A 12,772-nucleotide genomic window follows, 5' to 3' on the forward strand; every position below is an offset into this window, starting at 1 on the left:
GGTATGATTGAATGATATTTATTACGACTTCAAGACCTGACATACACAATGAATAGCAATTCAACCATCAGGAGACACGCCATGATCACGCGCCGCGAAACTTTCAAACTGGCCGCAGCCGCCAGCCTTGCGACAGCCCTGCCCCTAACGTTTGCGCATGCGAACGGCAGCAAGATCGCGTGGACGTTCTTTCAGGCCGATGAGGCCGGCTTTCGCCGCACACCGGTGCTGCTCAGCGGCGAAAAAGATGCCATCCTGATCGACGGCGGCTTCACCCTCTCCGATGGCAAAGCCGTCGCCGACGCCATCAAGGCGACGGGCAAGCGGCTGACGACGATCTATGTGAGCTGCAACGATCCCGACTACTATTTTGGCCTGCGTCCAATTGTCGATGCATTTCCGGAGGCGAAAGTCATTGCAAACCCGGCTACCGTCGAAGCGATCAAGGCCAATGTCGCGGCCAAGCTGGAGGTCTGGGGACCGCAGCTGAAGGAAAACGGTCCGCAGACTCTGGCCGACGTGGTGATGCCGCAAGCATCCGATGTGACATCGCTCGATCTGGAAGGCACCGCGATCGAGATCGCCGACGTCCCCACGATGCACGACCGCCGCTATCTCTGGGTTCCGTCACTGGAAGCCGCTTTCGGTGGCGTTCTCGTTTATTCCGGCATTCATGTCTGGGTTGCCGACGAAGCCACGCCTGAAAAGCGGGCCGCCTGGATTAAGGCTCTGGACGATCTGATCGCCCGCAATCCGAAGATCGTCGTTCCGGGCCATCAAATCGAGGGCGCGCCGCAGGGCATCGCGGCCGTCACGTTCACCCGCGATTATCTCGTCGCCTTCGACAAGGAGGCCGCCCGTGCAAAGGACAGCGCGGAACTGATCGCAGCCATGACGAAGCTCTACCCCAACCTCGCCGACGCCTCGTCGCTGGACCTCGGCGCAAAGGTCGCCAAGGGCGAGATGAAGTGGGGCTGAAGGCTTTCTGAGCGTCGAAATATCTTGAAGGGACATATGTCATGGCAAAAATTGCTCTTATCGGATCCTCCGGCAATGCCGGATCCCGCATTCTGAAAGAGCTGGTCGATCGGGGTCACCTGGTGACCGCGATCGCGCGTAATCCGGAAAAAATCGCGACCCTGTCTGGCGTCGTTGCCGTCAGGGGCGATGTGGCGGACAGGGATGCCCTCACAAATCTTTTGAAGGGGCACGATGCGGTCATCAGCTCAGTCCATTTCACTGACAGCGATCCGGATACTCTGATCGAAGCCGTTCGGACCTCGGGCGTGAAGCGCTATCTGGTCGTTGGCGGCGCCGGCAGCCTCGAGATCGCGCCTGGCGTCACACTGGTGAGCACACCGGACTTTCCCGCGATCTACAAGACGGAAGCAACGAAGGGCGGTGTTTTTCTCGGCAAGCTCCGGAGTGTGATCGATCTGGATTGGACCTTCCTGTCCCCATCCGCAATGTTTGTTCCAGGTAAGCGAACCGGAACGTTCAGGCTCGGGAAAGATGCTCTTCTGACAGCAGGCGATGGCAGCAGCACAATTTCATTTGAGGACTACGCCGTCGCGCTCGTCGATGAAATCGAACCCCCGAAACATGTGAAGCAACGCTTCACCGTCGGCTATTGAAAGAGGAAAGATCCACATGATCATCACTCGAAGAGGAACGATCGGCCTTGCCCTCGGCTCGGTCCTTCTCGCCAGCCCGATCGTACCTGTGCATCAGGCCTATGCGAAGGACGTGAAGGTGGAAACGCGCACGCTTGACGAACTGCACAAGGTTGCCCTGAAAGAGGGCGGCCGGCTGATCGTCTATGCCGGCGGCGATACGCCGGGCCAGCAGGACGGGATGAAAAAAGCGTTCGAAGAACGGTTCCCCGGAATGACCCTCGACATCGTCGTCGATTATTCCAAGTTTCACGGTGCCCGTATCGACAACCAGCTGGCGACAGGCACGCTAGTGCCCGATGTTGCACAATTGCAAACCCTGCAGGATTTCCCGCGCTGGAAGAAGGATGGCGTGCTCATGGACTACAAGCCGGCCGGGTGGGACGCGATCTACAAGGATTTCCGCGACAAGGACGGCGCCTATACCGGCATTTTCGTCGATGCCTTCAGCAACCTGGTTAACAGCAAGCTTTTGCCGAACGGCCAGTGGCCGACGGAAGCGAAAGATTACCTGCGCCCAGAATTCAAGGGAAAACTCGTCGTCACCTATCCCACGGACGACGACGCCGTGCTGTTCTGGTTCAAGCAGGTTGTCGACAAATACGGCTGGGGTTTTGTGGCTGACTTCGCCAAGCAGGAGCCGATGTACGTCCGTGGCACGCAGGCGCCGACCGATGACGTCGAAGCCGGCAAGGCGGTGGCGACCTTCAGCACTGACGGCGGCCTGATCCCGTTTGACGGAACAGTCGCACGCTTCGTGCTGCCGAAGGAGGACCCCTTCGTTGCCTGGGCGCAGCAGGCGGCGATCTTCAAGGATGCAAAACGTCCTGAAGCGGCCAAGCTGTATCTGAACTGGCTCCTCGACAAGAATACTCAGGCGAATATCTGGTACATGTGGTCCGTCCGCACCGATGTGCCGCCGCCCAAGGGCTACAAACCGATCTGGGAATACAAGAACGGCAATCCAACAGCCTTTGGAAAGTTCATGGCGGACCGGGCTGGCGTCGAACGCTTTCGGACACAGATCGGGTTGTATCTTGGTGAAGCCAAGGGCGAGCCTTCACCCGGCTATCCCGGGCTGCATCCCGAAAAAGCGCTGCCGCACTGATCGGCAGCCAAGTTCCACCGATGAGAGCCTGTCAGGTGGCACTGTAAACTTAACGGGCTCTGGTCAAGAGTCACTCCCGCGACTTTCGCTTATGCGGCCCGCAGGCGTGCCATCCCATCCCACACTTGCATGGCGACGTTTCTCAGTTCGCGGTGATGGTCGGATGGAATATCGTGGCGTGGTATGTGAAAGAGATTAGCGACCGAGTCATGAATGGAGACGAAACGCTGGAGATGTCGGGCTGACTTGAAGCCCTTCATGATCCGCTCTCGCCGTCGCGTCGGTTGATGGGAGACCATAATTCCACGCGCCGCCAACAGATCTTCAACCATTCGAAGACTGAGCGGAAACCGGAAGGATAGCCAGACAGCGTGGGCAGTCACTTCAGCCGGAAACCGGTGGCGGCGATAAGGGTGATCACGACCGGCTTGGGTCATGCCGGAAAATTGCACATTTTCCTCGACGCTTGGTTGAAGCTACAGTGCCCCATAGAGTGAAAATCGCACGGATCATCACATGCCCCTTTGATGATCGTGACGGCATCAAATCACATTTTCTATGAAAGCCAGTCGAATTCCACTTTGGTTGCTATTTTGACTTCGCCTGCTGCCAGCGCGGCCTGCGGAAGAGAAAACTGGCACTTCGCCGGGTCCGATCACGGCCCAGAACGGGCTGGCATCATGCTGATCCTTATTACCACGGCTCGTCTCAACGATTCGACCCGAAGGCCTGGCTGGCGGACGTGCTGGCTCGCATCGCCGATCTGCCCGTATCCCGCCTGCACGAATTGTTGCCTTGGGAATGGAAGAGGATCACGGCGGAGGCGATTGCCGTTGCTGCGTAAAGAATTGCCGGAAAACCTCTTCCGATCAGCGTAGACCCTCATCCTCTCGACCACCAGCGGCTTTTCGCACTGCACATTCTTCGGCAGGCTTGCATCAGCGAATGGAGGCTGCCGTGATCTATCCGAATTTCCGGTTCGCTTCGGCTTTATCCTCGAGGAATGTCTGTCGATTGCGACCGCCTGCATGGCGGATCTGGACAGACCCAAGGCGATCGCGGCGCCAGGTTTTTGGCGACGACGTCATCTGCCTGATCGGCGCGCGCTGATGCCGGAGCCGAACCTGGTTGAGGCCTGCCGCGTCGTCGCCGCCGTCAGCGAATTGGCTGAAGACTCGCGTTTTGCCGTCAGCCTTCGTCTGAGAAGGGGCTTCGACCGTCAGTGACGCATTGTCACAGGTCAAGCTCCCGGCGCAGCGTCTCCAGCCTGTCCATGGCCACAACACCGTCGGCAATGGTCGGCGCGGCGGTCTGCTCGCCCCGCAGTGCCGGAATCACGTCCTGCAGCAGGGAGTAGTAGCCCTTCGGATCCTCGTTGGCGGCCGCAGTGAAATTCGGCTTCCAAGTCAGGCTGTCGATCCCGTCGGCGAGCGTCGCACCGGGATCGTCGATCTTGAAGGGCGGATTGCGGTTCCATCTGATGTCGATGACATTGTCCACCTCGATTCGCTGGTGGTCGCCCATCAGTTCGATGCGCTCCACCGGAGCGCCGCGCGACTGGATCGTGCCCATTGCGATGGTGCCGATGGCACCGCATTCAAAGTCCAGGCTGATGTGGAAGAGAACCTTGCCGGGCTCCTTTTCCACCTTGCGGGCGGTAAGCTTCTTCACCGGCGATACCATGAAGGAGACGAGGTCCATGTAATGCACGCAGTGATGCAGGAAGAAGCCGGTATAGTCGACATTGCCGACGAAATAGCCCGGCGCGGTCATGTAATAGCCCGTGAGACCAAGGACCTGACCGAAACGGCCGGAATGCACTATATTGGCGGCGATCTTGTTGCCCGCCGAATAGCGCTTCATGAAGCCAACGAGCAGGGGCTTGGCAGCTTTTTCCGAGGCTGCCAAGAGTTCGCGGGCGCCAGCAGCACTGCCCGATGGCGGCTTTTCCATGAAGACGGGTAGGCCACGCGCCAGCGCCGCCTTGCCGAACACAAGGTGCTGGTCTGGGCCAACGGCCATGCCGATGGCGTCGAGGCCCGGCGTGGCAATCAGCTCGGCGGCATCGCTCGTCAGTATCGACACGCCGAACTGGCGGCCGGCGGAGGCCAGGCGCTTGCCGTCGATATCGCATAGTGCCACAATCTGGACGTCGTGGCGTACAACCTGGGGAAGAAGCATCTGGGTTGCGTGGATGCCGCAACCGATCCAGCCGATTTTTAATGTCATCTGCGATATTCCGTGAGCGTGATTTGGGACTTTACGAAAGCGGCACTCGCAGCCAGCCGTTCGCTTTCGTCCTCGTGCGGAGGGCGCCACTGGGCGAAGGGAACGCCGAAGCGGTCATCATTGCGGCGGAAGGGTTCGAGCGAAACCGCACCCTTGTAACCGACCTGGTGGAGGGCGCGGAATACCTTCACCCAGTCGGTGGCGCCTGTTCCGGGAAAGCCGCGATGGTTCTCGTTGGCCTGGAAATGCACGAGGCGGTCACCAGCCAGCAGGATCGCCTCGGCGATGTCGGCTTCCTCCATATGCATGTGGAAGGTATCCAGCATCATCTTCACGGCGGGATGGGATACAGCATCCAGCAGTTCCATCGCCTGTTGGGTCGTGCAAAGCACGTCGCTTTCGAACCGGTTCAGCGGCTCGACGGCCAGCGTGATGCCGATCTTCTCGGCATGATCGCCGGCATCGCGCAGGCCGGCGACGCAGCGCGCCTTGCGCGCCTGCCGCTCGCTGTCCTCGACCGGCTTTGGTGCCCGTCCGGCAAAGACCAGCGGATTTCCGGTCAGCGGGCCGCCGACGATGGTGGCGCCGAGCGCCACGGCTGTATCAGCGGCATATTTCAGATAGTCGATCCCGGCGCGGTGGGCTGCCTGGTTCTCCGAGGAGAGGTTTCGTTCCAGATTGACGCGGGCAGCGAGCACAACGCCGAGGTCGGCATCCTTCAGCGCGTTGCGGGTGTCAGAAAGGCTAAGTTCGCCGGGTTCAGGCACCAGCAGTTCGACGAAATCGTAACCGAGCTCGCGCATCCTTGCGAATAGCGGGAAATGCTCGGCCGTGAAGGGCCTCGCATATTGCATTGAAATCAACCCGACGGGGTTCATGGTCATTCCTCTTTCAAAAAACTCAGCCTTTGACGGCGCCTTGGGTGAGGCCACCGATCAGGCGACGCTGGACAATGAGAAACAGCAAGGTGGCAGGCATGGCGCCGACGACGGCGCCGGCCGACAGCAGGCCCCATTCGATCTGGTATTCGCCGATCAGCGTCTGGATCGCGACCGTGACCGGACGGACGTTTCGTCCGCCCAGCGTCAGCGCGTAGAGATATTCGTTCCATGCGGTGATGAAGATGTAGATGCCGGTCGAGATAATGCCCGGCATGGCGAGCGGCAGCACGACGCGACGCAGTGCCGTCAGCCGCGAGCAGCCGTCGATCATGGCGGCCTCGTCGAGGCTTTTTGGGATGGCGCCGATATAGCTGGTCAACATCCACACCGCGAAGGGAATGGCGACGGTGGCATTGGCCAGGATCAGACCGAAATGGGTGTCGAGAATGCCGGCCTTGCGCATGAGCATGAACAGCGGCAGGATCAAGAGCACGATCGGGAACATGTTGATCAGCAGGAACTGCAGCATGACCAGCTTGCGGCCGGGAAAGCGAAAGCGCGAGAAGGCATAGGCGGCCGTAACTGAGACCAGCAGGCCGATAACGACGGTGCCGACGGCAATGATCAGGCTGTCCAGCATGTTACCGAGGAAGCTCGTCTGCCGGAACAGCCTGACATAGTTGTCGAGGCTCCAGCCTGATGGCCCGAGCGACACGCCGGTGGCGTTCAGCGCCTCGGTCGGCGTCAGCGAGGTCAGGACGATCCAGGCAAACGGCCCCATGGCGAACAGCACGATGATGGCAACCGGCAGGTCGGTGATCAGGATGCGCCTGAGAGTGGAGGGATTGTTCATCTTTCCACCTCACGCATGGTGCGCATCAGATAGACGGCAACGACGACACCGAGCAACAGGGTGAAGGTGACGGCAATGGCGGTGCCATAACCGAAATCGAGGTTCTGACGGGCACGGACGAAGGCGTAGAGCGGCAGCGTATGGGTGGCATAACCGGGTCCGCCGCCGGTCATGACAAAGATCACGTCCATGGAGTTGGCAACCCATATGACGCGCAGAAGGCCGGCCGTACCGAGCACCGGGGCGATACCGGGCAGAGTGATATGGCGAAACTGCCGCCAGGCGCTGGCGCCATCTATTGAAGCGGCCTCATACTGGCTTCTGGGAATACCTTGCAGGCCGGCGAGGATCATGACCGCAAAGAATGGGAAGCCCTGCCAGGTGAGCGTCGCGATGATCGCATAGAGCGCGAGATCGGGGTCGGCGAGCCACGGCACGGCGGTCTGGATGATCGACAGATGCAGCAGGATGTCGTTGAGCACGCCTGTGTTGGGGTCGTAGATCCAACGCCACATCAGCGCGATAACGACCGACGGCAGCGCCCAGGGAATGATGATCAGAGCGCGCGCCAGTCCGCGCCAGGGGAACTCCCGGTTCAGCAGCAACGCAGTGATCAGGCCGAGACCCATCTGCAGCGGCACGGTGAGGCCGATCCACACAGCGGTATGGCCAAGCGCCGTCCAGAAGACGGGGTCGTTGAACAGCTTGATATAATTGCCGAAGCCGACGAAGCGCGAGGCATTGGGCTTCCACAGGATCAGGTCGAAGAAGCTGGTATAGATCGCCTGCGCCATGGGGAAGAAGACGATGAATAGGGTGACCAGGAAGGCCGGCGCCAGCAGCGCATAGGGCATAAGCCGGGTCGACAACGCGGGCGCGATGACGACGGAGGGCTGACGTGGGGTTACGACGGTCGACATGATCTTGATCCTTGCCTTGCGGCCGATGGGAAGACCGTCCGGTAGGGCCGGGCGGGTATGAAGCTAGGAAAAGGGACCCTCTCTGGTTCGGCAAAAAGATTCCTTCTCGGCGGGACCGAGGGGCAGCACTTCGCCAAGTGCCGGCCCCTCGCCACCACCGCGCTCCAGCCCTCCGGTGCCGGCCCCAACGGAGCATGAGATCGGCAACGGACGGCGGCGCGAACCCGGCTACTGCGCGAACAGGCCTTCCAGCTGTTCCATCATCTGCTTGGAGGTGATCTGGCCGGTCAGCGCCTGCTGCATGTTGATCTGCCATGCCGTGTTGACGAACTCCGATGTCGCGGTGTTCTGCGGCAGCACCTTGGCGAACGGTAAGGAGTTGACGGTGGCGTCGACGAATCGGCGCTCGTGCAGCTTCCAGTTCGCCGCGCCGCTTTGGGTCACGGTCATTTGGCCGGTCGCCTTGTTGAAGGCGACGTTGTTTTCGCCTTCCGCTAGGAAGGAGATCCATTTCCAGGCTGCGTCCTTGGCTTCGGATGCCGAGAAGACTGCCAGCGATTCATCGCCGTAGGAAGTCCAGTGACCGCCGCCGCATTCCGGCACCGGGACGGCCGAAACCTTGTCGCCGAGCGCCTTGACCATGTCGTTGGACGAGCCGATGTGGTGGATCGTCATCGCTGTCTTCCCACTCTTGAAGGCTCCGGTAATTTCCTGGAACCCGTCATTGGGGGCGGATGGCGGGATGACCTTGTCCTTCTGGAACAGGTCGATCAGCCACTGGTTGGCGGCGACAGCCTTATCACTGGTCAGGCCGCCGGGCTTCAGTTCGGCACCCTGAGACAGAACGAAGGCGCCCCACTGATCCCAGCCGCCCTTGCCGCCACGCAGGCCGAAACCATAAGTGTCGGGCGCCTTGGTCAGCTTGATCGCGGCGTCGCGGAATTCGTCGCAGGTAGCTGGGGGCTTCAAGCCCGCCTGCTCGAACAGATCGGCGCGGTAATAGAGATAGAGCGCAACATACTGGATTGGCAGGTAATAGTGCTGGCCGTCCTGCGCCTTGTTGAGTTCCAGAAGGTTGTCCAGCAGGTCGGCCTTGGCGGGCCAAGCATCAATACGCTCCCCGATCGGCTCGAGCGCGCCCATTTCAACGAGGCGCGGCTGGGCAAACAGCTTAACCATGGCTGCGTCAGGGGCATTGCCACCGACCAGCGAGGTATACAGCGTGTCGTAATAGCTGTTCCACGGCACGTTTTCCGCCTCGATGGTGATGCCCGGATTGGCGGTCTCGAACTTGGCGACGAGATCGGCCATCGGGTTTTCCGGATTGTCGAAGTGATACCAGAACCGCACGGTTTCGGCCTGTGCCGCACCTGCGGCCAGCATAGCGCCAATGGCGACGCCCATGGTCAGTTTCTTGAAGTAGCTCATGTTTTCCTCCTCCTTGAATTATCGGGGCTACGCTGCCGCAGCCATCCGTCTTGCCTCCCCGCCCGCGATTTTGAGCGCCTCCCGCGCCGTCTCGAGGTCGATGGAATTCTGTAGAAACCCGTGCGTGACCCCGGGATAGACGGTGGTGGTTTCGCTGCGTTCGAGCGCCTTCAGCCGGGCCTCTAGCCGCAGCGTGTCGGACAGAAGCGGGTCAACTCCGGCCGCCATCAGATGTAGCGGCGGTAGGCGCGAGAGCGCCTCATCCGATGCCTTGAGTGGCGAGGCGAGCACGGTCGCGGCCAGCGTGGTCTCGTTGCCGCCCCCTGAATAGGCGGCCCAATAGCGTTGCATCTTGGCCCGCGTCAGCCCGAATCCCTCGGCGAACTCGAGATAGGACGGCGTGTTGAAATCGCAGTCATAGGTGCCGTAGAACAGCAGCGCCCCGGCGAGATCGGGTTGGCCGGCCTGTTGCTCATGCAGCATGGCTGCGAGCGCCAGGTTGGCCCCGGCGGAATCGCCCGAAATTAATAGCGGCCCGCGCGTCACGCCCAGATGGTCCGTGGCGGAAAAGGCGTTGCGCATGGCCGCCACCACATCGTTCAGCCCCGCCGGAAAGGGATCTTCCGGTGCCAGCCGGTAGTCGGGCATCAGCACCGGCAGACCGCTACCGACCGCCAGCAGCCGGGCGCAGCGCTCATGGGTTGTTGTGCTGCAGAAGCAGAAGCCGCCGCCATGAACGAAGATCAGCGCGCCGGGCAGCGCATTGTCCGGCACCAGCACTTCCAGCTTGCGCCGCGCCGAACCGATGCTCTCATCGGCGTCGAGAGTGACCGTTTCGCGGCGGGCCAGCGCGGGCAGCTCCCGGTTCCACCTCAAATTGTTGCGCTCCACCATGGCGCGGCCCTCGGCGGACGGCATCAGCGTAGCGTCGGGCTGCGGCCCGTCCTCGGCCAGCACGCGGGCATTCAGCGTTACCATTTCGGCCGAGAAGTCACGGGGGAAGTTTCGGGGCTCTGAAGTCATTGCGTCGCATCCGGAAACACATCGGGACCGAGATCGACGATGGTGGCGATGTGATGGTTGAGCGCCGAGCAAGCGGCGACCACATCTCCATCGGCGATCGCGTCGATGATCGTGGCATGGCGGCAGGCGGTGGCCACGAGATCGCGCGGCGTGGACGAGCGCGAAATCTTGAAACGGTGATTGTGGATCAGGCAGCGATGCAGGATCGGATCCAGCGCCGGCAGCTCAGCATCGCGCAGGATGCGGCGATGGAAATCGCGGTCGTGGGACGCAAGCTCCAACTCGTCGCCGGCTTCCGCCGCCTCCAGCATGTCGGCCAGCAGGCCGCGCAGGTCCGAGACGAGCGAGGTGCTGCGCGCGCCCATCACCCGGATGATGCCGTTGCATTCGATCTGCTGGCGCACCCGGAACATCTCGACCGCCTCGGCCTCGGTGCATTGTGACACCTGGGTGCCGCGATGGCCGTTGCGCAGCACGAGGCCTTCTTCCTGCAGCTGCAGCAACGCCTCGCGCACCGTGCCCTGGCTGCAGCCGAAATGGGCGGCAAGCTCAAGCTCTGTCAGCGCAGCGCCGGCGGGCAGAAGACCCAGCATAATCTCGCGCTTCAGCCCATCGAAGGCCGCAGCCGATTTCGGCGGTTTTCGCTGTGCTGTCTTGCCTGGGACCATGCGACCGAGGCTGCGATCTGAAAAATACGACATCCCAATTCACCCGAATGAGTTGCTTGACGTCTCGTCATCATTATCGATAATGATATTGATAGATGACGTCAAGGCCTGAAACTGGCCATGGGAGGAGAGACGGCGGTGAGTGCAATATCGTTGAGGCAGGTTCGCAAGTCCTATGGCGCACTGCAGGTCATCCACGATGTCGATATCGAAATCGACAGCGGCGAATTCCTGGTTCTGGTCGGCCCCTCCGGCTGTGGGAAGTCGACGCTGCTGCGGATGATTGCAGGGCTGGAGGACATCTCGGGTGGCGAGCTTTCCATCGGCGGCAAGGTGGTGAACGCATTGCCGCCATCCGATCGCGACATCGCCATGGTGTTCCAGGATTACGCACTCTATCCGCATATGAGCGTGCGGGAAAACATGGCTTTCGGCCTGAAGATGCGTGGCACGGAGGAGAAAATCGTCGAATCCAGTGTGGCCAAGGCTGCCGATATCTTGAAGATCCAGTCCCTACTTGATCGCCTGCCGGCGCAATTGTCTGGCGGCCAGCGCCAGCGCGTGGCCATGGGGCGCGCCATTGTGCGCGAACCCTCGGCCTTTCTGTTCGACGAACCGCTCTCGAACCTTGATGCGGCGTTGCGCATCGAGATGCGTCTGGAAATCGCTAAACTGCACAAGCGCATGAAGGCGACCACGGTCTATGTTACCCACGACCAGGTGGAGGCCATGACCCTGGCCGACCGAATTGTTGTCATGAACCGCGGAGTGATCGAGCAGATCGGTGCGCCACTAGATCTCTATCACAAGCCCGAAAGCCTGTTCGTCGCCCGCTTCATCGGCAGCCCGACGATGAATACGGTCGACGCCACTCTCAGCCATCGCGACGATGGCGGCATGACGCTTAGCGTCCTGGGGCGCGCCCCAGTGCTGCCGCATCTTCCCTTCGCAGGGCCAGTCACGCTCGGTCTACGCGCGCACGACCTTGTGCCATGCGAACCGCTGGAGGCGTGGTTCAGCGGCGAAATCGTGGTCACCGAGCGGCTCGGCAGCCAGACCTTCGGCTATGTCGAGGTTGGCGGCGACCAGATGTTCTCGGTCGAATTCGATCGCGATGCCGTTATCGCCAGCGGCACCCAGATAAACCTGCGCTGCGATCCGCAGGCGGTTCATGTCTTCGACCGCGAGACCGGGCGGCGGCTCAACTGAGCCTGATAGTATCATCGCTCAAGCGCGACCAATTCTGAAAAATTTATCGAACAGGAATGTCTTTCGGAATTGCCTGTCCATCATCGACATCGCTGGCAGTTTTTTGGCGAATCCTCCAGTACGCCTAGCCAAGTCAGCGGGCGAAACAGATTGTGTGCGGAAACAGTCCCACCGGGAGTGCCCAGTCAATAAAGTTGCCAAGCGTCACCCAATCGCCCAACCGGTTCGAAACGATGCCGAGCAGATGCCGCAGATCCCAGAACAGGGCCGCAGCTTCGGGGTAAAAACTGTCCAGCATCGGAGCGGCCAGCATCCATTCTGCGAGAACGGCCTGAAGCTCCCCATGATTGCCGAGGATCGACCGGCTACGCTTCGTAAGCAGGGCCCTGCCCTTGCAATGGCGGATGACACGGAGGTCCTCCAGCGCCCAATGCAGGATGGAGATCGGAGAAAAATCCGGCTCGTTGAGAACCTTGTTCACCGAATAGAGAATTTCCCGTTCAAACCCTGGGCACTGGAACTCGTGCGCGGCCCATTCGACACATTTCCTGTGAATAGCACCCAGCGACTGCATTAGCAGAATGCCGTCGTTTTGCTCGACATAGGTGAGAAGCTCATGCCGTTGATGGCAAGTGGGCTTCCTATCACGTCGTGCTGCGACAGAGCCGGGACAAAAATACAAAGGGCAAGACACAGGAGCGAGAATGCCCAGATTACTCAGCCCCGTCATATGCCCCGACACGATTTGATTTCGAAGCACTGGCCCCCGCCCATCATACC

At 60.7% G+C, this 12,772-nt stretch carries 13 protein-coding genes and 2 pseudogenes; 6 read left to right on the forward strand and 9 right to left on the reverse strand.

The genetic code is table 11. The annotated features are described in order from the left end of the window. The first annotated feature begins 81 nt into the window (after positions 1–81). From AX760_RS06580 to AX760_RS06590, 3 genes are read left to right on the forward strand one after another with little or no spacing between them, the layout of a single operon-like run. Positions 82–978, forward strand: coding sequence for an MBL fold metallo-hydrolase (locus AX760_RS06580; protein WP_071832200.1), 897 nt, complete (start codon positions 82–84; stop codon positions 976–978). A gap of 41 nt (positions 979–1,019) precedes the next feature. Next, positions 1,020–1,634, forward strand: a complete 615-nt coding sequence (locus tag AX760_RS06585) for an NAD(P)-dependent oxidoreductase (protein WP_071832201.1) — start codon at positions 1,020–1,022, stop codon at positions 1,632–1,634. Positions 1,635–1,650: 16 nt separating this feature from the next. Next, a complete protein-coding gene (locus AX760_RS06590) occupies positions 1,651–2,781 on the forward strand; it encodes an ABC transporter substrate-binding protein (protein ID WP_083531097.1) in 1,131 nt (376 codons plus the stop codon). A 272-nt stretch (positions 2,782–3,053) separates the two neighbouring features. On the opposite strand, the pseudogene AX760_RS28135 reads toward AX760_RS06590, so the two are convergent. Continuing rightward, positions 3,054–3,218: pseudogene (locus tag AX760_RS28135) on the reverse strand (IS6 family transposase); the annotation flags it as partial. A 180-nt stretch (positions 3,219–3,398) separates the two neighbouring features. Here AX760_RS28135 and AX760_RS06600 point away from each other — a divergent pair. Then, positions 3,399–3,625: pseudogene (locus tag AX760_RS06600) on the forward strand (transposase domain-containing protein); the annotation flags it as partial. A 184-nt stretch (positions 3,626–3,809) separates the two neighbouring features. Further along, the gene (locus AX760_RS26650; protein ID WP_139276046.1) at positions 3,810–4,007 is read left to right on the forward strand and encodes a hypothetical protein; all 198 of its coding nucleotides are present in this window, start codon (positions 3,810–3,812) and stop codon (positions 4,005–4,007) included. A gap of 7 nt (positions 4,008–4,014) precedes the next feature. Here the strand turns inward: AX760_RS26650 and AX760_RS06610 are convergent, their stop codons facing one another. The 7 genes from AX760_RS06610 to AX760_RS06640 form a co-directional block, all read right to left on the reverse strand. After that, positions 4,015–5,010 (reverse strand): Gfo/Idh/MocA family protein, encoded by a 996-nt coding sequence (locus tag AX760_RS06610; RefSeq protein ID WP_071832204.1) that lies wholly within the window; start codon positions 5,008–5,010, stop codon positions 4,015–4,017. Next, on the reverse strand, positions 5,007–5,888 hold the full coding sequence (locus tag AX760_RS06615; RefSeq protein WP_071832266.1) for a sugar phosphate isomerase/epimerase family protein: 882 nt from the start codon (positions 5,886–5,888) through the stop codon (positions 5,007–5,009). Before AX760_RS06615 ends, AX760_RS06610 begins: the two co-directional genes overlap by 4 nt. Positions 5,889–5,910: 22 nt before the next feature. Beyond that, positions 5,911–6,744, reverse strand: a complete 834-nt coding sequence (locus AX760_RS06620) for a carbohydrate ABC transporter permease (RefSeq protein ID WP_071832205.1) — start codon at positions 6,742–6,744, stop codon at positions 5,911–5,913. Then, entirely contained in the window at positions 6,741–7,664 is a 924-nt protein-coding gene (locus tag AX760_RS06625) for a carbohydrate ABC transporter permease (RefSeq protein WP_071832206.1), read from the reverse strand. The genes AX760_RS06620 and AX760_RS06625 overlap by 4 nt, the downstream gene beginning before the upstream one ends. 228 nt (positions 7,665–7,892) lie before the next feature. Then, positions 7,893–9,092 (reverse strand): ABC transporter substrate-binding protein, encoded by a 1,200-nt coding sequence (locus tag AX760_RS06630; RefSeq protein ID WP_071832207.1) that lies wholly within the window; start codon positions 9,090–9,092, stop codon positions 7,893–7,895. A 27-nt stretch (positions 9,093–9,119) separates the two neighbouring features. Further along, positions 9,120–10,115, reverse strand: a complete 996-nt coding sequence (locus tag AX760_RS06635) for an alpha/beta hydrolase (protein WP_071832208.1) — start codon at positions 10,113–10,115, stop codon at positions 9,120–9,122. Further along, complete coding sequence (locus AX760_RS06640; RefSeq protein WP_083531098.1) at positions 10,112–10,816, reverse strand: GntR family transcriptional regulator; 705 nt, start codon at positions 10,814–10,816, stop codon at positions 10,112–10,114. Before AX760_RS06640 ends, AX760_RS06635 begins: the two co-directional genes overlap by 4 nt. Before the next feature lie 105 nt (positions 10,817–10,921). On the opposite strand from AX760_RS06640, the gene AX760_RS06645 reads away from it, so the two are divergent. Beyond that, positions 10,922–11,992, forward strand: coding sequence for an ABC transporter ATP-binding protein (locus tag AX760_RS06645; protein WP_071832268.1), 1,071 nt, complete (start codon positions 10,922–10,924; stop codon positions 11,990–11,992). Positions 11,993–12,125: 133 nt separating this feature from the next. Here the strand turns inward: AX760_RS06645 and AX760_RS27395 are convergent, their stop codons facing one another. Continuing rightward, positions 12,126–12,734, reverse strand: a complete 609-nt coding sequence (locus AX760_RS27395; protein ID WP_139276048.1) for a hypothetical protein — start codon at positions 12,732–12,734, stop codon at positions 12,126–12,128. Positions 12,735–12,772: the final 38 nt, after the last annotated feature.

The sequence above is a fragment of the Pararhizobium antarcticum genome (genome assembly GCF_001885585.1).
In the GTDB taxonomy this organism is placed as follows: domain Bacteria; phylum Pseudomonadota; class Alphaproteobacteria; order Rhizobiales; family Rhizobiaceae; genus Pararhizobium; species Pararhizobium antarcticum.

What these genes read in the sequence shown, in the direction of transcription:
- AX760_RS06580 (WP_071832200.1), top strand. Translation starts at nt 82, where the DNA reads ATGATCACGCGCCGCGAAACTTTCAAACTGGCCGCAGCCGCCAGCCTT.
- AX760_RS06585 (WP_071832201.1), top strand. Translation starts at nt 1,020, where the DNA reads ATGGCAAAAATTGCTCTTATCGGATCCTCCGGCAATGCCGGATCCCGC.
- AX760_RS06590 (WP_083531097.1), top strand. Translation starts at nt 1,651, where the DNA reads ATGATCATCACTCGAAGAGGAACGATCGGCCTTGCCCTCGGCTCGGTC.
- AX760_RS26650 (WP_139276046.1), top strand. Translation starts at nt 3,810, where the DNA reads ATGGCGGATCTGGACAGACCCAAGGCGATCGCGGCGCCAGGTTTTTGG.
- AX760_RS06610 (WP_071832204.1), bottom strand. Translation starts at nt 5,010, where the DNA reads ATGACATTAAAAATCGGCTGGATCGGTTGCGGCATCCACGCAACCCAG.
- AX760_RS06615 (WP_071832266.1), bottom strand. Translation starts at nt 5,888, where the DNA reads ATGAACCCCGTCGGGTTGATTTCAATGCAATATGCGAGGCCCTTCACG.
- AX760_RS06620 (WP_071832205.1), bottom strand. Translation starts at nt 6,744, where the DNA reads ATGAACAATCCCTCCACTCTCAGGCGCATCCTGATCACCGACCTGCCG.
- AX760_RS06625 (WP_071832206.1), bottom strand. Translation starts at nt 7,664, where the DNA reads ATGTCGACCGTCGTAACCCCACGTCAGCCCTCCGTCGTCATCGCGCCC.
- AX760_RS06630 (WP_071832207.1), bottom strand. Translation starts at nt 9,092, where the DNA reads ATGAGCTACTTCAAGAAACTGACCATGGGCGTCGCCATTGGCGCTATG.
- AX760_RS06635 (WP_071832208.1), bottom strand. Translation starts at nt 10,115, where the DNA reads ATGACTTCAGAGCCCCGAAACTTCCCCCGTGACTTCTCGGCCGAAATG.
- AX760_RS06640 (WP_083531098.1), bottom strand. Translation starts at nt 10,816, where the DNA reads ATGTCGTATTTTTCAGATCGCAGCCTCGGTCGCATGGTCCCAGGCAAG.